Source organism: Flavobacterium sp. P21 (assembly GCF_050632225.1).
GTDB lineage: Bacteria > Bacteroidota > Bacteroidia > Flavobacteriales > Flavobacteriaceae > Flavobacterium.
In genome coordinates this window covers 2,757,855-2,774,788 of the sequence record NZ_CP192585.1, presented here as the reverse complement: position 1 = coordinate 2,774,788, position 16,934 = coordinate 2,757,855, and the positions used below count along the sequence as shown (strand labels likewise).

22 protein-coding genes and 1 pseudogene are annotated in these 16,934 nt (G+C 34.1%); 7 read left to right on the top strand and 16 right to left on the bottom strand.

Annotation, left to right across the window (positions count from 1 at the left end; genetic code table 11):
* Window positions 1–283 precede the first annotated feature (283 nt).
* The 8 genes from ACQ9BO_RS13780 to ACQ9BO_RS13745 form a co-directional block, all read right to left on the bottom strand.
* Complete coding sequence (locus tag ACQ9BO_RS13780) at window positions 284–871, bottom strand: chemotaxis protein CheB (RefSeq protein WP_431241183.1); 588 nt, start codon at window positions 869–871, stop codon at window positions 284–286.
* Window positions 853–1,662, bottom strand: coding sequence for a CheR family methyltransferase (locus ACQ9BO_RS13775; RefSeq protein WP_431241182.1), 810 nt, complete (start codon window positions 1,660–1,662; stop codon window positions 853–855). The genes ACQ9BO_RS13780 and ACQ9BO_RS13775 overlap by 19 nt, the downstream gene beginning before the upstream one ends.
* A gap of 7 nt (window positions 1,663–1,669) precedes the next feature.
* Window positions 1,670–2,035 carry a response regulator gene (locus ACQ9BO_RS13770; protein ID WP_431241181.1) on the bottom strand — a complete coding sequence of 122 codons (366 nt, stop codon included), beginning with the start codon at window positions 2,033–2,035 and terminating at the stop codon, window positions 1,670–1,672.
* Window positions 2,036–2,138: 103 nt separating this feature from the next.
* Window positions 2,139–2,798: a response regulator gene (locus ACQ9BO_RS13765; protein ID WP_431241180.1), complete on the bottom strand. Its 660-nt coding sequence runs from the start codon at window positions 2,796–2,798 to the stop codon at window positions 2,139–2,141.
* Between the two features lie 17 nt (window positions 2,799–2,815).
* Window positions 2,816–4,132 (bottom strand): ATP-binding response regulator, encoded by a 1,317-nt coding sequence (locus ACQ9BO_RS13760; protein WP_431241179.1) that lies wholly within the window; start codon window positions 4,130–4,132, stop codon window positions 2,816–2,818.
* A 38-nt stretch (window positions 4,133–4,170) separates the two neighbouring features.
* Window positions 4,171–5,706 carry a CHASE3 domain-containing protein gene (locus tag ACQ9BO_RS13755; RefSeq protein WP_431241178.1) on the bottom strand — a complete coding sequence of 512 codons (1,536 nt, stop codon included), beginning with the start codon at window positions 5,704–5,706 and terminating at the stop codon, window positions 4,171–4,173.
* A gap of 16 nt (window positions 5,707–5,722) precedes the next feature.
* Window positions 5,723–6,607, bottom strand: a complete 885-nt coding sequence (locus ACQ9BO_RS13750) for a sensor histidine kinase (protein WP_431241177.1) — start codon at window positions 6,605–6,607, stop codon at window positions 5,723–5,725.
* Window positions 6,607–6,867 (bottom strand): response regulator, encoded by a 261-nt coding sequence (locus tag ACQ9BO_RS13745; protein ID WP_431245118.1) that lies wholly within the window; start codon window positions 6,865–6,867, stop codon window positions 6,607–6,609. Before ACQ9BO_RS13745 ends, ACQ9BO_RS13750 begins: the two co-directional genes overlap by 1 nt.
* Window positions 6,868–7,211: 344 nt before the next feature.
* On the opposite strand from ACQ9BO_RS13745, the pseudogene ACQ9BO_RS13740 reads away from it, so the two are divergent.
* Together ACQ9BO_RS13740 and ACQ9BO_RS13735 are read left to right on the top strand one after the other, a co-directional pair.
* A pseudogene (locus ACQ9BO_RS13740) lies at window positions 7,212–8,056 on the top strand (SDR family oxidoreductase).
* A 134-nt stretch (window positions 8,057–8,190) separates the two neighbouring features.
* A complete protein-coding gene (locus ACQ9BO_RS13735) occupies window positions 8,191–8,406 on the top strand; it encodes a SemiSWEET family sugar transporter (RefSeq protein WP_431241176.1) in 216 nt (71 codons plus the stop codon).
* Window positions 8,407–8,792: 386 nt separating this feature from the next.
* Here the strand turns inward: ACQ9BO_RS13735 and ACQ9BO_RS13730 are convergent, their stop codons facing one another.
* The 3 genes from ACQ9BO_RS13730 to ACQ9BO_RS13720 all read right to left on the bottom strand — a co-directional run bounded on the left by ACQ9BO_RS13730 (window position 8,793) and on the right by ACQ9BO_RS13720 (window position 10,027).
* A complete protein-coding gene (locus ACQ9BO_RS13730) occupies window positions 8,793–9,074 on the bottom strand; it encodes a hypothetical protein (RefSeq protein ID WP_431241175.1) in 282 nt (93 codons plus the stop codon).
* Entirely contained in the window at window positions 9,047–9,379 is a 333-nt protein-coding gene (locus ACQ9BO_RS13725; protein ID WP_431241174.1) for a hypothetical protein, read from the bottom strand. The genes ACQ9BO_RS13730 and ACQ9BO_RS13725 overlap by 28 nt, the downstream gene beginning before the upstream one ends.
* A gap of 309 nt (window positions 9,380–9,688) precedes the next feature.
* Window positions 9,689–10,027 carry a hypothetical protein gene (locus ACQ9BO_RS13720; protein ID WP_431241173.1) on the bottom strand — a complete coding sequence of 113 codons (339 nt, stop codon included), beginning with the start codon at window positions 10,025–10,027 and terminating at the stop codon, window positions 9,689–9,691.
* A 226-nt stretch (window positions 10,028–10,253) separates the two neighbouring features.
* Between ACQ9BO_RS13720 and ACQ9BO_RS13715 the strand changes: the two genes are divergently transcribed.
* From ACQ9BO_RS13715 to ACQ9BO_RS13700, 4 genes are read left to right on the top strand one after another with little or no spacing between them, the layout of a single operon-like run.
* A complete protein-coding gene (locus ACQ9BO_RS13715) occupies window positions 10,254–10,751 on the top strand; it encodes a PAS domain-containing protein (protein WP_431241172.1) in 498 nt (165 codons plus the stop codon).
* Window positions 10,709–11,392 carry a PAS domain-containing protein gene (locus tag ACQ9BO_RS13710; protein WP_431241171.1) on the top strand — a complete coding sequence of 228 codons (684 nt, stop codon included), beginning with the start codon at window positions 10,709–10,711 and terminating at the stop codon, window positions 11,390–11,392. Before ACQ9BO_RS13715 ends, ACQ9BO_RS13710 begins: the two co-directional genes overlap by 43 nt.
* Complete coding sequence (locus tag ACQ9BO_RS13705) at window positions 11,383–11,955, top strand: PAS domain-containing protein (protein ID WP_431241170.1); 573 nt, start codon at window positions 11,383–11,385, stop codon at window positions 11,953–11,955. The genes ACQ9BO_RS13710 and ACQ9BO_RS13705 overlap by 10 nt, the downstream gene beginning before the upstream one ends.
* Entirely contained in the window at window positions 11,925–13,457 is a 1,533-nt protein-coding gene (locus ACQ9BO_RS13700) for a sensor histidine kinase (protein WP_431241169.1), read from the top strand. Before ACQ9BO_RS13705 ends, ACQ9BO_RS13700 begins: the two co-directional genes overlap by 31 nt.
* Before the next feature lie 66 nt (window positions 13,458–13,523).
* Here the strand turns inward: ACQ9BO_RS13700 and ACQ9BO_RS13695 are convergent, their stop codons facing one another.
* Entirely contained in the window at window positions 13,524–13,955 is a 432-nt protein-coding gene (locus ACQ9BO_RS13695; protein WP_431241168.1) for a response regulator, read from the bottom strand.
* 190 nt (window positions 13,956–14,145) lie between these two features.
* Here ACQ9BO_RS13695 and ACQ9BO_RS13690 point away from each other — a divergent pair, with 190 nt between their 5' ends.
* Window positions 14,146–14,649: a pyridoxamine 5'-phosphate oxidase family protein gene (locus ACQ9BO_RS13690; protein ID WP_431241167.1), complete on the top strand. Its 504-nt coding sequence runs from the start codon at window positions 14,146–14,148 to the stop codon at window positions 14,647–14,649.
* A 96-nt stretch (window positions 14,650–14,745) separates the two neighbouring features.
* Here the strand turns inward: ACQ9BO_RS13690 and ACQ9BO_RS13685 are convergent, their stop codons facing one another.
* The 4 genes from ACQ9BO_RS13685 to ACQ9BO_RS13670 form a co-directional block, all read right to left on the bottom strand.
* Window positions 14,746–15,459: a DUF72 domain-containing protein gene (locus tag ACQ9BO_RS13685; RefSeq protein WP_431241166.1), complete on the bottom strand. Its 714-nt coding sequence runs from the start codon at window positions 15,457–15,459 to the stop codon at window positions 14,746–14,748.
* Window positions 15,456–15,992: an endonuclease gene (locus ACQ9BO_RS13680; RefSeq protein WP_431241165.1), complete on the bottom strand. Its 537-nt coding sequence runs from the start codon at window positions 15,990–15,992 to the stop codon at window positions 15,456–15,458. Before ACQ9BO_RS13680 ends, ACQ9BO_RS13685 begins: the two co-directional genes overlap by 4 nt.
* Window positions 15,993–16,030: 38 nt before the next feature.
* Window positions 16,031–16,186 carry a hypothetical protein gene (locus ACQ9BO_RS13675; protein WP_431241164.1) on the bottom strand — a complete coding sequence of 52 codons (156 nt, stop codon included), beginning with the start codon at window positions 16,184–16,186 and terminating at the stop codon, window positions 16,031–16,033.
* 69 nt (window positions 16,187–16,255) lie between these two features.
* Window positions 16,256–16,828: a ferritin-like domain-containing protein gene (locus tag ACQ9BO_RS13670; protein ID WP_431241163.1), complete on the bottom strand. Its 573-nt coding sequence runs from the start codon at window positions 16,826–16,828 to the stop codon at window positions 16,256–16,258.
* Window positions 16,829–16,934 lie beyond the last annotated feature (106 nt).

The window sequence follows — 16,934 nt, the reverse complement described above, 5'->3', positions numbered from 1 at the left end:
TTTACCGAATCGCCATTTGTCCCGTAGGGACTACATTTTGCACAAATCCGAATAAAAATGGTATTAAACATTAATCCCTACGGGACAAAATAGAAGGGGATATTTTTTTCTACCAATATTAAATCCCTAGCGGGATAGAAAAACGAAGGAAATTTTTAAATTTATATCTTTTAAATTTCACATCTCAACTACAAGATTTTAAAAAACTTGCAGAAAAAAATCAAAAATTCTAAACAGTTGTTACTCATTCAAAAAAACAAAAAAATCGAACTGAGATTTTGGCCTATTTCGTATTTATAGACGCAATGAAATGAAGGATTTCTTGATTATGCAAAATAAAATCTGGATTTGTATATAAAATAGCATTATTTGGCATGAAAGGCATTTCGGCAGAAAGCGGATTTTGAACTGCAATAGTTCCTCCCGCGACTTTTATGGCTTTCAAGCCTTCTGTTCCATCGGCATTTGAACCTGACAATAAAATTCCAACTAAAGAAGATCCATAGATTTCTGCCGCCGATTCAAAAGAAACATCTATACTTGGGCGGCTATAATTTATTTTTTCGGAAGTATCTAAAGCAAGAATTCCTTCTTTTTCAAATAGCAAATGGTAATTAGAAGGTGCGATATAGATAAAACCAGGCAACAATGGCACTTTGTCCTCAACAGCTTTCACTTTTATATTTGATTTCAGACTTATTAGATCTTCTAAAGTTTGATCATCAGTACTTTTTCTATGAAGAACAATTACAAGTGCAAAATCATTGAGTTTTATCAATTCAGGCAAAATCTTCATTAAAGCATTCAAACTTCCTGCTGATCCTCCAATAATAACTACTTTACAATCTGATATTATTTTAATTTCCTCCATATTTTATCTTTATCCAATTGTTTGTATTTGTTTGGAGCTATAGAATATTTTATGGTTTCTTTTGTACCTAAAGCCAAGAATCCGAGAACGGCCAGACTTTCATCAAATAGATTGATGACGCGTTTTTGCAAATCAGCATCAAAATAGATCAAAACATTTCGGCACAAAATCATGTCAAATTCATTGAAGGAAGTATCTGAAACAAGATTATGCTGTGAAAAAACCATTTTTTCCGCCAGCTCCTCATTAAACTTTGCAATTCCGTAATTTGCCGTATAATAACTTGAAAAATCCTCCTGACCGCCTGCATCGCGATAGTTTTGGGAGTATTCTTTCATCATTCTTAATGGAAAAATTCCTTTTTTGGCCGTTTCCAAAACTGTTGCATTAATATCTGTCGCATAAATTAAGGATTTATGCGACAGTCCAGCTTCTTTTAACATGATCGCCATAGAATAAACTTCTTCGCCTGTAGAACAGCCAGCGTGCCATAAACGGATAAAAGGTTTTGTGCCTAATAATGGCAGAATTTCTTTTCTGAGCACCATATAAAATGCTGGATCACGAAACATTTCGGTGACATTCACCGTAATTTCATCAACCATTCTTTTATAATATTCAGAATCTGAACGAACTTTTGAAAGAAATTCAGTAAAATTTGTAAAGCCATCTAACTGAAAAATTCGGTTTACTCGCCTTTTTAGCGACGCTCGCGAATAACTTCCAAAATCAAATCCATAATATTCATAAACCTCATTGATAAGTGTTTCTAGCTCAATATCCTCAATCATAATTTATTCAAATTTTGCTCAAAACAAGCGACAACTTATCAACATCAACTGGTTTTGAAATATAATCATCTGCCCCAGCCTCTAAACATTTTTCTTTATCCCCTGTCATTGCCTGAGCCGTAACCGCAATAACAAAAATAGATTCCCTTGATGGAATCGATTTTATTAACGGAATCGCATCATAACCGTCCATTTCCGGCATCATCATATCCAATAAAACGGCGTCGATCTTTTCATCCGATTTTAATAGCTTTATAGCTTCTTCGGCACTTGTACAAGACAAACAATCGTAGGATTTGACACGCAATGTATGCGTTAATGCGAAAATATTTCGAGAATCGTCATCTACAATTAAAAGTCGTTTTTTACTCATAAACTCTTATATTTTTTTGCCACAGATTTAAAGGATTCAAAATGATTTAATTTTTAAAAAATCCTTCTAATCTGTGTAATCTGTGGCATAAACTTTTTTATTATTAAACTTTATCATAAAGCCAAACACGCAATAGCGACAACAGCTGATCAACATCTACAGGTTTTGTAATATAATCTGAAGCGCCTGCCTTGATGCATTTTTCACGATCTCCTGTCATTGCTTTTGCCGTCACGGCAATCAGAGGTAAATTCAGGAATTTCGGATTTGCTCTTATCTTTTCGGCTGTTTCGTATCCGTCCATATTTGGCATCATCATATCCAACAAAACAACATCAGTATCTGGATTTTCATTCAAAATTTTGATGGCTTCATTTCCATCAAAAGCTGTAATAATATTCATTTTAAAGACTTCTAAAGCTTTTGTAAGTGAATAAATATTGCGCACATCATCATCGACAATCAGAACTTTTTTCTCATGCAGAATGTTGTTCAGTAAATTTAGTTTTTTATGGCTTTCGTTCTTGTTTTTTCCTACTTTTTTCTCTTCTACCAAATGCAAGAAAAGCGAAACCTCATCAAGCATTCTTTGATACGAATGAGCCGTTTTTACAATAATCGAATCGGCATACTTTTTAATTTTTACTTCTTCTTTAAGCGACAAGCTTTTTCCTGTAAACACAATGACAGGCAGTTTTTCCAAACCTGGATTTTTCTTTACGCCATCCAAAATTTGATACGCTTGTTTGTCCGGAATTCCCATGTCGAGAATTACACAATCTACTTCTTTTTATTCAGCGCTTGAATTCCATCAGAAACTTCGCTTTTTATTTCCGAATTGATGTTATACGTTTCTAGGAAGAAGGCCAATGCTTTTGCGTGTTTTGGATTGTCTTCTATAATCAACACTTTTTGCGCTTCTTTATTGATGATGTGTTCTATTCTTAAAAACACTTCGGGAATCTTGTCAAAAGCGACTGGTTTGTCTAAAAAGTCAACCGCACCTTTCAGCAAACTTTCTTGTTTTAATTTATGCGAAGACATGATATGAACTGGAATATGCTTTGTTTCCAAATTGTTTTTCAGCTCTTCCAAAACTTCCCAGCCACTTTTTACCGGAAGTTCAATATCCAACAGAATTCCGACCGGTTTATACAATAATGCAAAATTCAAAGCGTGATCTCCGCGAACTGCAACTACCGCTTTATATCCTTTTTTGTTAGCAAAAGCCAATAGCGATTTGGCAAAATTGACATCATCTTCAATAATCAAAATTACTTTGTCGCCTTCTTTTACTGCATTTCGGTCGTCTTCAATTTCGTCCGGAATTATCGGGCTTATATATTTTTTTGTGGCAACGGGTTCTTGTTCAGGCTCAATTTCAGTAAAATCAGTTGGAGGAATTTTCTCTACATTCACTTTGTTATAAGCTGAGCCAAATACTGGAAGACATAATGTAAACGAACTTCCTTCGTTGACTTTGCTATGAAGGATAATTTCTCCTCGCAATAGTTTTGCCAATTCTCTACTGATTGACAATCCTAAACCAGTTCCACCATATTTACGTTTTGTAGATCCATCTGCCTGTTGAAAAGCTTCAAAAACAAGTGGTTGTTTTTCCAGCGGAATCCCAATTCCTGTATCTTTTACAATGAAGCAAATGATTTTATCATCATCAGTATCAATTTTTATTTCAAGGCTAACTTTTCCTTTTTCTGTAAATTTAATGGCATTCGAAATCAGATTTTTCAGAATTTGCTCCAAACGCATTTTATCTGTTTTGATAACAATTGGGGCTTCTTTCGAAATAATCTCAAATTCGATTCCTTTTTCTTTAGCAACCAAATTGAATAAGTCCCAAAGCGTATCTGTAATTTCTTTAGTGGAAACATCCAAGAATTCCAATTCCATTTTTCCAGCTTCGATTTTCGACAAATCCAAGATTTCATCAATCAAGCCCAACAAACTGTTTCCTGAACTTTGAATCACTTTTGCAAACTCAACTTCTTCATTGTTCATGCTTTTGTTATTGTTTTCCGACAACAATCGGCTTAAAAGGAGAATTGAATTTAAAGGCGTTCTTAATTCATGCGACATATTTGCTAAAAACTCCGATTTATAACGCGTTGTAAGCTCTAAAGCTTCCGATTTTTTCTGGATTTCGTTGTTTTTTCTTCCAATAAAACGCTTCTTTCAGACAATTCTTCATTGGTTTGTTCCAATTCTTCCTGTTGCACTCGCAATTCTTCTTCAGAAGCTTGAAGCTTTTCTGTCTGCGCTTCTAACTCTGCATTAATTGCTTCTAACTCTGTATGCTGTTGTTGAAGCTCTTCAGACTGCGCTTTAGTTTCCTCAAGCAATTCCATTACTCTTCTTCTGTTTTGAGTCGATCTGATCGCAATTCCGATATTACTTGCAACTGATTTCAAAAACTCCAAATGCAATTCTGAAAATCCATAAATACTTGCCAATTCAAGGGCGCCTTCCACTTTATTATCCAGCAAAGGCAAAGCGACAATATGCGTTGGTTTGATTTGCCCTAAAGCATAATTGATTTGTATATCATCTGAAGTTAAAGTCTTTAATTCCAAAATTGTACGAGATGAAATTGCTTGTCCGATAAGACCATCTCCTTTTTTTATTCGTTCCCTGCTTTTGCTCGGAATATAACTATAACCTCCAGTCGCCAAAAGTTCGTCTCCATCATTCACATATAATACTCCAGCACTGCTGTTGGTATAATTGCACAAAAATTCGATAATATCTTTAGATAATTTCTCTAATGCTTTATCGCCAAGCATAGTATTATTCAATTCGGCAATACCGGTTTGAAGCCATTCTTTTTGTGACAACAAATCAAAAGAATTCTTAAGGCTGACTCCCATCGTGTTAAGTGACTCCCCTACGCTTCCGAGTGCATCCGCTTTTGTGTCATCTACCCGAATATCGTAATTTCCGTTTGAAATATTATTTGCAATTGTGCTAATGGCCTCGATTCTTTGAGCAGTTTCGATATCTTTTTTCTCCAGTTCATTTTGTAACGCTGTACGTTCATTGTAATCTTTCAAAATTCGGGTCAAGAAAACTATCGAAATTAAAAAAGCAATGAAAAATGCTACTACAATCAAAATCAAGCTATAAGTCCCGTAACGTTCAGAATTGGCATTTCGTTCTGCTAAAAGTCCTTGTTCTGTGCTTTCTGTTTTTTTAATCACAGTACGGATTTCAGTCATCATATTTCGGCCTTCATTCAAATCAAAAACCAATGTTTCCTTATTCAAACGCTTCTTAACAATCTGATTATTTAAATATTTAAAGAAATTTTCGCGAAGCACTTTTAATTCGGCCAATTGCTTTTGCTGTGAAGGATTATCGACAGTTAGTTCTTCTACTTTTTCAAAATAACCGTTAGATTTTGATTCAGAATCTCTGTATCGCTCAACAAATTGCTCATCGCCAGTAATTAGGTAACCGCGCATGCTAGTTTGCGCTTCAATAATTACCGAAGATCCTTCGTTTAAATTGTAAATTACTTCCTGTGTATGGTTGACCCAAAAATTACTATTCAGCAAACTTTTAATGCTGATAAACGAAGCAACAGAACTTATTGTAAGCACCAATAATGACACTAAAGAACTGATTAGCAAATTTCTTTTAAAGTTATTCTTCATAGATCTAATTTATATTTTACTCGTATTTTAAAGGAAGTACAATAATAAAGCTTGCGCCCTCTCCTACCTTGCTTTTAGCAGTGATTAATCCGTTATGTTTCTCGATGATTTTTTTGGCGATTGCCAGCCCAATTCCGGTTCCTTCATAAGTTTGGCGGTCATTGAGGCTTTGAAAAATAATGAATATCCTGTCCAGATAAATTTCGTCAAACCCAATTCCGTTGTCTTTTACTGTGATTCGGCAGAATTTACCATCGGGAGAAGTTGGGCTATCAAAGGACTTTTCAACTATTAATTCTGAAGTGATTTCAATTAACGGTGGCTCATTTGCACCCGAAAATTTAATGGCATTCCCAATAAGATTTTGAAAAACCTGACGCAATTGACTCGGAATGCTATCAATTGTAGGAAGTTCAGAAGTTTTTACTGTTGCATTTTTTCGATCAATCAAATAATCAAAATCAGAGAGCACTTCCTGCAAAACAACATTTAAGTCGGTCGTCTCGGGCTTAACTTGTGCCGACAATCGAGAATATGCCAAAAGATCCGTGATTAAAGTCTGCATTCTCTCAGCCGATTTTATCGTTCGATCTACATAATCAATTGCTTTTGCGTCAGTGGTTAAATAAAGATCTTTTATGATTTTGATAAAAATCTGAATTTTACGAATTGGCTCATTCAAATCATGTGAAACTACCCATGCAAATTGCTGTAATTCATGATTTTTCAGCTCCAATTCTTCATTTTTCAAAACCAATTCCTTAGTTCTTTCGGCAATTTTGATTTCGAGATTGTCCTGCGCTTCTTTTCTGATTTTTATTTCTTTTGAAAGAAGATCCTTGATGCCTTTTAGTTCGTTTTGCTGTTCGTAAATTTTGATGAAAGTTTTTACTTTAAGCATCAGCAAATCAGTATCAACAGGCTTTGTGATATATTCAACAGCGCCAGTTTCGTAGCCTTTAAAAATGTATTTTTTTCGATATTTAAAGCCGAAAGAAATATGACCGGAATATCTTTTGTCCGTTTATTTCCCGAAAGGATTTTCACAACTTCGAAGCCATCAAGACCTGGCATCTGGACATCCATAATAATGAGGCAGTAATTTGTTTTTAAAATTTTCCTCAGTGCTTCTTCCCCAGATTCGGCAGAATCGACATCAATATTATGCGGCTCAAAGTTTTCTTTAAGGCAATAATATTTGCCTTTATATCGTCTACAATTAATACCATTCTTTGTGGGGGAATAAAAAGTTATGAATTAAATGTTATTTTGGTTTAAAATGTTCTTGAAAAGCTATTCAAAGCATCTGATCCTACTTTGAAAACAGCTTTAGCGCAACTTTCAAATTTATAAAGAAAAGTTAAAAATGACTTTCATTGAAAATCAAAATCGTTACATAATTCCCATGTTTTAACATAAAAAAACATTTTTTTGAGGCAATCTTAGAATTATTTCAGTCAAAAAAGCTCCTAAAAAGTCGATAAATTGCTTTAAATTAAATTATTATGGAAAAGAAAAAGACATTTCCTGAACAAAAACAGGAACTTCCCGGAAATGAATATTTAATGCATCCAGAACCCGAAATTATTAGGGAAAATTATGCCGGAAGCGGGAAGCTTTTCAAAAAAGTTGCTTTTATAACTGGCGGAGACAGCGGTATTGGACGAAGTGTGGCGGTTCATTTTGCCCGAGAAGGTGCCAACATTGCAATTGTTTATTTAAAAGAAGATAAAGATGCTTTGAAAACTAAGGAATTGATTGAGAAAGAAGGGCAAAAATGTTTGCTGATAAGCGGTGATTTGAAGGAGGAAAAATTCTGCAAAAGTGCCGTAAAAAATGTGTCGACACATTTAAAAAAATCAATGTGTTAGTCAATAATGTCGCTGTTCAATTTCCGCAAAGCGAATTGGAAAAAATAACTGCAACGCAACTTAAAAAAACGTTTGAAACCAACATTTATCCCTATTTCTATATTACAAAAGCGGTTTTGCCTTTTTTAAACGAAAATGATACGATTGTAAACACAAGTTCTGTCACAGCATATCGTGGCAGTGAACATTTAGCCGATTATGCAAGTACGAAAGGAGCTATTGTGAGTTTCACAAAATCATTATCGACAATGCTGGCTAAAAGAAAAATTAGAGTAAATGGTGTCGCGCCAGGCCCCATTTGGACTCCGTTAATCGTTGCCAGTTTTGATAAAATTTCAGATTTTGGAAAAGATAATCCGATGGGAAGAGCCGGCCAGCCATCCGAAGTTGCTCCTGCTTATGTTTTTCTCGCATGTGAGGACAGTAGCTATATTACTGGGCAATTTATTCACATTAATGGCGGGGAAATGGTTGGTTAAAAAAAGGTTCTAAGGTTCTAAGATGCTAAGGTTCTAAGTTTTTTTGTAATCTACTTAATAAACCTAATTGCAGAACCGACCAATACTTTAGCATCTTAGCATCTTAGTAGCTCAGAACCTTTAAAAATAAAAATATGAACTACATAGACATCATAGGATTATTTGCTGGGGCATGTATAACATTCTCTACAATTCCACAGATTTTAAAGGTTTGGAAAACAAAAAAGGTAAAAGACATTTCGCTTAAAACTTTTGGTATCCTGACCTTCGGAATTGTTGTCTGGATTATCTATGGCATTTTAAAAAGGACCTTCCCATCATCATTACCAATAGCGTTTCTCTATGCCTAAATTTACTGATGATATATTTTATTATTTATTATGAAAAAGAATGAGATTTTTCAGATTCTAAGTTGCTAAGTATTTTTTTAAAACTTCAAAAAAAAAAATTCTGAGACAACTTAGTTTAAAAACTTAGTATCTCAGAATCTTAGTACTTAGAATCTCTTCTAATAATATATAATGCTTGGCTAGCTAGCTAATTTCTGGTTGTATAATTTAAATGACCAATGGTGTTTTACTCTAAAAAGTTTAAGAGCGGTAACTGCTTCAGAAAAACTCATAGATGAAATTCTTCTAATTTCACTCAATTGTTTTGCTCGCAATATCAATTAAAGGTTCAAATGTTTTTAAATAATTGTATGCATGTTGCTCAATTTCCATCTCTACAATATGATTCAAAATACTTTTTTCAGAATCGTTCCTACGATACCTTTTTCTGGCATTGTTTTGAATTGATGAATCTTTTTTGAAATCCTCGAATTTTCTTTTCCAATATAAATGTAGTTTCCTGAATCATTTGTAAAATGCTGTTTAACCTGCGAAACTAAAGGCTCGTTTTTGCTTTCAATTGTTGGCATTCCCAATAAAGTGAATTGAATGCGCTTGTGGCTTTCAAAATACAAAACACTATTAATGACCGATGAATTGCTTAAAACCGCCGATTGATTTTTGTGCAAAATCTTTTTTCGCCATTTGCCCCAAAACTATGGCAAACATTTCCGTTTTCGCAATAAACAAAAAACACAGGCGCCGATTGAAATGCCTCAATGCTCAAACTTACATCCTGATGAAAAACCAAATCAAAATGCATAAACAAAATCTTATCATCAAAACGAGTTCCTTTAATAGATCCTTTCGTCCATTTTGATTTTATGTCAAGATTATAGTCATTGTCTTTTGCACTCAACGTGCCATGAAAACTATCTTTAAGATCATTAAAAACAGTATCAAATTCGCCATTGTTTAAGTATAGTTTTTTCATTTTGGTTTGATTTTTTATTAAGCAGTCAATACTTGATTTGTCAAATAAAATGAGTTTGGTAATTTCCTCATTTTCTATAATCCAAATTTCGTACATATTGCAAATCAAAACCTTACAGAATTTCAGTCAGATATTTCATAATTTTTATTTACAAGGGACAAAGTGGCAAAGAGACAAAGGTTCAAAGGTTTGCAAAGCAACTTTGTTACTTTGTCCCTTTGCACCTTTGTTACTCAAAAAAAACAGCCGCCTCAGAATTCTCTGAAACGACTGCTCCTCAGCAAAATAAAAATACCTATTTATTTTATCTTATGTAAGTTCACTGATATCGGCATTTTTCGAATAATTTTTCTTCGGAATATCTTTGAAAAACTCTGCTTCATCTAAATCGGCTGTTGGGCCATATCCTAATAAATGTGTTCCTTTGACGTGATCTTTTGTTTCGATTATGTACAAAATTGACATATCATCTGGATTGCTCATCCCTTCATACCGGTGATGCGCTACAATATAAATTTCGTCTGGCTGATAAGCATATTTTGTATCAGAATCTATTAAGCCACTTTCGTCAAATAAAAAATTTGCCGTATAACCTTCGTCTTGATATTTCTGAATATAGTCGGTTTCGTGTTTTTGTTCTTTTTTCATGATTTAAAATTTGAATTACATGGTTTGCAATCTAAGTTTTATCAAATTTCATCATACCATTCAAATAAAATTAACTCTATTAATTTTAAAATTAGCTCATTCAAAAAAGACCAATTCTAGTCCTGAAAATTTTTCTTAATTTTAATTTTCAATCATAAAAAACATTAAAAACCACTATATTTAGTACATAAAATTTATTTTTCAACTCAGCAAAAACGAATTTTAAATGAACAATACGAATTACGATTTTCTTTCAAATGGAGGTGAAATGGGAGCCCTAACCCGCGCCAAAGATTGGAGCAAAACCTCGGTGGGTGCTGTTGAAACTTGGTCACAAAGCCTTCGCGCCACTTTGGGAATCCTTTTACATTCAAAATTTCCCATGTTTTTGTTTTGGGGACCAGATCATATTTGCTTTTATAATGACGCCTATCGTCCCAGTTTAGGAAACGAAGGGAAACATCCCGACATACTTGGCCAAAAAGGTGCCGAATACTGGCCGGAAATTTGGGATTTCATTGGCCCACTGATTGATCAGGTTTTGACTAATGGAGAACCAACCTGGCATGAAGATCAATTGGTTCCGATTTATAGAAACGGACGATTGGAAGATGTTTACTGGACATTTAGCTATAGTCCAGTTGTAAATGATGATGGAAAAATTTCTGGCGTTCTAGTTGTATGTACCGAAACGACAGAGAAAGTAAACATTCGAAAAAATTAGAAGAAAGCAATGAACGCTATAGAAATAATATATTGCAGGCGCCAACTGCAATGTGCATTTTTAGAGGAAAAGATTTTGTTGTCGAAATTGCAAATCGGTTAATGCTGGAAATCTGGGAACGTACAGAAGATGAAGTGCTCAACAAACCCGTTTTTGAAGCCATTCCTGAGGCATCCGGAGTTGGCCAAGAAGATCTTTTAATGAATGTATATCTAACGGGAAAACGCTTTACAGCAAATGAACTTCCAGTAAAATTAACCCGAAACGGCAAAATTGTAGATACTTTTATTAATGTTGTGTATGAAGCTTTAAAAGAACCCGACGGAACAATTTCTGGAATTGTAGCCACTGCAAACGATGTGACGCTTCAGGTTATAGCGCGAAATGCAATTGAAGAAAGCGAAAAACGATTTAAAAACATCGTACAGCAAGTACCATTGGGCATTGCAATCTTAAAAGGACCTGATCATATTGTCGAATTAGCAAATGATACCTATTACAAAATTGTAGATAAAACCGAAGAAGAAACACTCAACAAACCCGTTTTTGACACGGTCCCCGAAACGAAAGAAGCTGTTTATCCATTGCTTTCTAAAGTTTATGAAGAAGGAATTCCTTTTTTACAGACGAATTGCTTGTAAACTTAAATCGGTACGATAAAACCGAAGAATGTTATTTTAATATTGTTTTTCATCCTTTGAGAGAAGAAAACAATGAAGTTTCTGACGTTATTGTAGTTGGTTATGAAGTAACTGAATCTGTACGATCTAAATATCTATTAGCAGAACAAGAAAAAGCTTTTAGAAATCTCGTTATGCAGTCGCCAATCGCAATGACATTTTTAAAAGGAAAAGACCATATTATTGAATTGGCGAATACAACAATGCTAAATGATATTTGGCAGAAAACGGAAAGTGAAACGATTGGCAAACCAATATTAGAGGTTTTCCCCGAATTATTAGACCAAAAATATCCGCAATTGCTTCGTGAAGTTCTTGTTAATGGAAAAATCATTCGCGAAAATGAATCTATGGCCTACATTGACATTAAAGGAAAATTGGAGAAATTTTATCTGGATTATCAATACACGCCACTTTATGAATCTGATGGCGAAATTTCGGCAGTAATGGTTACGGTGAATAATGTTACTGAGAAAGTGGAAGCGCGAAAAAAGTGGAAGAGGCAGAAGAACGAGTTCGGTTAGCTTCGCAAATTGCCGAAATTGTAACGTGGGATTTGAATGTCTCGACGCAAGAATTAATATATTCAGATAATTTGCCAACGCTTTTTGGCCTTGACAAAAATCAGAAAATTAGCCGTGCTCACATTTTGGAACAAATCTATCCAGATGACATTCCGGTTATCGAGAAGGCATTTGCTAAAGCAATAAAAACCAATATTTATAAATATGAAGCCCGAATTATTAAGCCCGATAATTCAATTGCATGGATTAAAGTTCACGGAAAAATGTTTTTTGATGAACTAAAAAATCCTGTAAAAATGCTGGGAATTGTAATGGATATAACCGATGAGAAAAACAGACAAGAAGTTTTAATGAAAAGTGAAGAAAAATTCAGACTTCTTGCCGATTCAATTCAGCAATTTGTTTGGACAAGCGATTCTATGGGAAATCTGAATTATTTTAATCAGGCGCTCTACAATTATTCTGGACTTACAAAAATCAATATCAATCAAAATGGTTGGTTGCAAATTATTCATCCTGATGACCGCGAAGAAAACATCAACCGTTGGATGGAATCCATAAAAACGGGAAAAGAGTTTTTGTTTGAACATCGCTTTTTACGCCATGATGGACAATACCGATGGTACGCAAGCCACGCAATTCCACAAACAGATGCCGATGGAAAAATTCAAATGTGGGTTGGGACAAGCACGGACATTCAGGAACAAAAAGATTCGACGGATTTGCTTGAAAAACAGGTTTTGGAACGTACAGAAGAGCTAGAAAGCAAAAACAAAGATTTGATCAACATGAATATTGAGCTTCAGTCTTTTGCTTATATTTCGAGTCATGATTTGCAGGAACCACTTCGAAAAATTCAGACTTTTGCCAGCCGATTGACTGATTTGGACGAACAGAATATTTCGGTGAAGGCCAAAGGATATTTGGAACGTATTGAATTTTCGGCCAAAAGAATGCAAGCGTTGATACAAGATCTACTCACCTATTCTAGAACCAATTCGGCTGACAGAACTTTTATCAAAACAAATTTGGATGAAATAGCTGAAGAAGTGATAATGGATTTTTCTGATCGAATTGAAGAAAAAAATGCCGTTATTGATCTTCATCCGCTGGGCGAAGGAACTGTAATGCCTTTTCAATTTAGGCAATTATTGCATAATTTAATTGGAAATGCGCTGAAGTTTTCCCGCAAAGATGTTCCACCTCATGTTCAAATCAAAGCACGAAGAGTTCTGGGCAATAAACTGGATTTCAAGGTTGATTATCCTGATAAAATCTATTTCTGCTTACGAATTTCGGATAACGGAATTGGTTTTGACGACGAATACAAAGAACGTATTTTTGAAGTTTTTCAAAGATTAAATACAGAAAGCGAATTTTTAGGAACCGGAATTGGACTCGCTATCGTAAAAAAAATCGTCGAAAATCATAAAGGAATTATCAAAGCACACAGTGAAAAAGGCAAAGGAGCTACTTTCAAAATCTATTTACCAGAATTATAAATAAAAACACCAGATTCGTTTTTTACAAAATGAATCTGGTGTTTTTATTTTTTATTAATGCTGAAATTATAATCTGTAAACAAAAGTTTTTCTATCGGGAACAAATTCTTTCCAATTTATGGTCAAAGAATGTTCAATAGATTTTATGATGTCTTTCATCAAAACCGGTTTTGTAATAAAATAATTGGCTCCTAAATTGAGGCATTTTTCAATAATACTTGGCTCATTTGAAGTCGAGAAAATGATAACCGGAATATCGCTGTTTTCTTCAGATCCTTTGAGTTCGTTTAAAACATCAAACCCGTTTTTGCCAGGCATATTCAAATCTAAAAAAATAACATTTGGTTTTGGTGGTGATTGCGCAATCGCATTAAGCAGTTTTTCTCCGCCAGAATAGGTCTGCAGAATTATATCTTGTGATAATGATTCGACTGCATCTGCAAAAAGACTCAAATCGTCCTCATCATCATCAGTGTAGAATATTAGTAATTCATCCATGTAGAAAGGGCTAAAACTGTTTTTGTAAAGATAATATAAATTAATTTACATACAATATTTTGATAAACAATTCTGACAAAACCCCAAATTGAAATCTAATAATTTTAAAATACAATTCTATAATTTTTTTGAATCCAAAAACCTCAACTTTGCTTAAAATCAATTATTTACAATATTAAACACAGAAATCATGGGAGATCATAAAAATCTTACCGAGGAACTAGCGGTAAATAAAATACAAGAATTAGCAGAGAACATAAAAATATGCATGTTCTGCACGTACAATAACGATCGTTTACAATCAAGACCAATGTCTGTTCAGAAAATTGATGATCTAGGGAATTTATGGTTTTTATCAGACAGAAATAGCAGTCAAAATGCCGAAATTACATTAAACCCGACAGTTGAATTGTTTTTTTCTGAACCAAGTGATAAATTCTTAACCCTTCATGGATCTGCAACAATAAGATATGACAGAGAAACGATTAAAGATTTATACGATCCTATTGTAAAAGTTTGGATGCCTGGAGGGATTGATGATCCTAATTTAAGCGTCATAAAAGTCGTTCCTGAAGATGGTTACTACTGGAACAATAAACACGGTAAAATGGTTGCAATCGCAAAAATGACTGCCGCCTTAATTACCGGAAAAACAATGGATGACGGAATTGAAGGGAATTTGCAAGTGCAGTAAATTAAGTTTAACCGCAAAGTCCGCAAAGGTTTACGCAAAGTTCGCAAAATATATTTTTCTTTGCGTGCCTAGCGTAAACCTTTGCGGACTTTGCGGTTAAATCATAATACGTTTCATCTCTAAAGCATCTAAAATTCCTGCATCACTGGCGGTATTATTAAAATACACAAATCCTGATTTTAGAAAGATTTCTTTCTTCATTTGAAACAATTCCTCAAAAGAATAACTGGAATAAAATATTTTTGGAACTCCATGCAAGCGAATATAAATAACTGGAAAATCAGTAAAAATTGTTTGTGGCAAATTGGGATGGCTGACACTGCAAAATGTAATGCCGTTTTCTAAAAAAGCATCCCAAACTTCCTGATTCCACCAGCTTTTGTGTCGAAATTCAATAACGTTTTGGAAATTCAGATTTAAATTTTGAATGATATGCTGTAATCGTTCAGCGGTAAAAGAATAACTTGGCGGAAATTGAAACAAAATACAAGCTAATTTTTCCTTAAATCCTTCCTGACAACAATTGTAAAAGTCGTTTAATAATTCCTCGCATTGCTCAAACTTTCTGATATGCGTGATTTCTTTGGGAGCTTTTACAGAAAACAAAAAGTTTTCGGGTGTTTTGTTGTACCAATTTGTAAATATTCTTATTGTCGGAAATTTATAAAAACTTCCGTTAAATTCATAAGTACTGAAATACTGGCAATAAAAATCAAACCATTTTGAAGAAGGCAGATTTTCAGGATAAAAAACACCTTTCCAAAAACGATTATTGTAGCTTGAGCATCCTATTAAAATATCATTTTTCATATATGCAGTTGTTGACAATTAGTACAGAAAAAACTTCTGCGTTTCCATTTTCCTGTTTGCTTTCTGACGAAAGGCAAATTACATCGCAGACATAAGCTTTTCGTATAAGCGAGCCAATGTTTTTTCAATTCAAATTTCTTTTTCCAATACAAAAACTCAAAACTATAAACAGAACATTCAGAAATGATTTCGACAATTTTATCTTCTGGAATTTTTCCAACCAAAGATTCTGGATGAACAAAACATCGGTACAATACCTCATTTTTTATAATATTTCCTACTCCCGAAAATATATTCTGATCTAAAATTGCATCGCAAATCAATGTATTTGGAATTTTGTCCAGGCTTTCTTTTGCCTTTTTCGGATTCCAATTTTCATTCAGCACATCAACAGTCCAATCATAATATTGATCAACGGCTCCTTCTAAAATCTTGATTGAGCAGGTATAAAAATTAATTTCTCCGTTAGCAAATTGCAGATGCATCCTTGGTTTTGTCTCTTTTTGCTCATTCACTCGGTACGTGCCAAACATCAGCATGTGGATTTTGACGGTAAAATCTTCAAAACAAATCAAAAAATGTTTTCCCCAAGTTTTGAATGACAAAATTTTTTTCCTTTTAATCGCTGAATATCTGCACTGCTGTTTCCTGAAACTTCAATTACTTTTTGGCCAGAAAACTGCTGTACTTCTTCTTTTAATATCAATATCGATGGACCTTCGGGCATAATCTTCTTTTTAGATTTATTAAAAAAAGTGCAGTTTTTCAACTGCACTTTTCAACTTGAATTTTAATCTTATTCGGCTTCCGCGACTTCAAGATTTACTGCATTTACAGCAACTTCGGTCAATAGTTTATCGGCTCCTTTTTCTTCATCAAGTGTTTGTTCCAATAATGAAGCGGCTTCTTCCCAACCCAGCGTTTCGGCAAACTGTCTTAAAGTTCCGTAAGTTGCAATTTCATAATGTTCGATTTTTTGACTGGCGGCAATAATTCCGGCATCTCTAACTACGCCAATTTCAGTTTCTTCCAAAATTCCTTTTCCTTCTTCAATTAAACCTTCCATAGCATCACATTTTTTTGCCGTTGGTTTTTTGCCAATCAGTTCAAAAACTTTTTCTAAACGAGTAACATGCTCTTCGGTTTCAACCAAATGATTATTAATCGCCGAAATTAATTCTTCAGAAGTTGCGTTTCTTGCCATTGTTGGAAGCGCTTTTGTCAAAGCTTTTTCGGCCCAATATAAATCCTTTAAGCTTTCTTCAAATAATTCGGTCAACCCAGTCGCCGCATTTGATTTTGGTTTGATAACTCCCCTTTTTGATTCCTGTTTGGCTGGAGTCTCATTTTTATGATCTGTACTTTTCATGATAATTTTTTTTAATGATTAATAGATGATAAAATTAGCATGAGAAAACTCAGCAAGGTTATAGGATTCGATGATTAACTTTCATTCTAAACATCTGTTAATTATA

Coding starts and splice junctions, on each gene's coding strand:
- ACQ9BO_RS13780 (WP_431241183.1), bottom strand. CDS start 871: ATGGAGGAAATTAAAATAATATCAGATTGTAAAGTAGTTATTATTGGA.
- ACQ9BO_RS13775 (WP_431241182.1), bottom strand. CDS start 1,662: ATGATTGAGGATATTGAGCTAGAAACACTTATCAATGAGGTTTATGAA.
- ACQ9BO_RS13770 (WP_431241181.1), bottom strand. CDS start 2,035: ATGAGTAAAAAACGACTTTTAATTGTAGATGACGATTCTCGAAATATT.
- ACQ9BO_RS13765 (WP_431241180.1), bottom strand. CDS start 2,798: ATGGGAATTCCGGACAAACAAGCGTATCAAATTTTGGATGGCGTAAAG.
- ACQ9BO_RS13760 (WP_431241179.1), bottom strand. CDS start 4,132: ATGTCGCATGAATTAAGAACGCCTTTAAATTCAATTCTCCTTTTAAGC.
- ACQ9BO_RS13755 (WP_431241178.1), bottom strand. CDS start 5,706: ATGAAGAATAACTTTAAAAGAAATTTGCTAATCAGTTCTTTAGTGTCA.
- ACQ9BO_RS13750 (WP_431241177.1), bottom strand. CDS start 6,607: ATGCTTAAAGTAAAAACTTTCATCAAAATTTACGAACAGCAAAACGAA.
- ACQ9BO_RS13735 (WP_431241176.1), top strand. CDS start 8,191: ATGAACTACATAGACATCATAGGATTATTTGCTGGGGCATGTATAACA.
- ACQ9BO_RS13725 (WP_431241174.1), bottom strand. CDS start 9,379: ATGAAAAAACTATACTTAAACAATGGCGAATTTGATACTGTTTTTAAT.
- ACQ9BO_RS13720 (WP_431241173.1), bottom strand. CDS start 10,027: ATGAAAAAAGAACAAAAACACGAAACCGACTATATTCAGAAATATCAA.
- ACQ9BO_RS13715 (WP_431241172.1), top strand. CDS start 10,254: ATGAACAATACGAATTACGATTTTCTTTCAAATGGAGGTGAAATGGGA.
- ACQ9BO_RS13710 (WP_431241171.1), top strand. CDS start 10,709: ATGTACCGAAACGACAGAGAAAGTAAACATTCGAAAAAATTAGAAGAA.
- ACQ9BO_RS13695 (WP_431241168.1), bottom strand. CDS start 13,955: ATGGATGAATTACTAATATTCTACACTGATGATGATGAGGACGATTTG.
- ACQ9BO_RS13690 (WP_431241167.1), top strand. CDS start 14,146: ATGGGAGATCATAAAAATCTTACCGAGGAACTAGCGGTAAATAAAATA.
- ACQ9BO_RS13685 (WP_431241166.1), bottom strand. CDS start 15,459: ATGAAAAATGATATTTTAATAGGATGCTCAAGCTACAATAATCGTTTT.
- ACQ9BO_RS13680 (WP_431241165.1), bottom strand. CDS start 15,992: ATGTTTGGCACGTACCGAGTGAATGAGCAAAAAGAGACAAAACCAAGG.
- ACQ9BO_RS13675 (WP_431241164.1), bottom strand. CDS start 16,186: ATGCCCGAAGGTCCATCGATATTGATATTAAAAGAAGAAGTACAGCAG.
- ACQ9BO_RS13670 (WP_431241163.1), bottom strand. CDS start 16,828: ATGAAAAGTACAGATCATAAAAATGAGACTCCAGCCAAACAGGAATCA.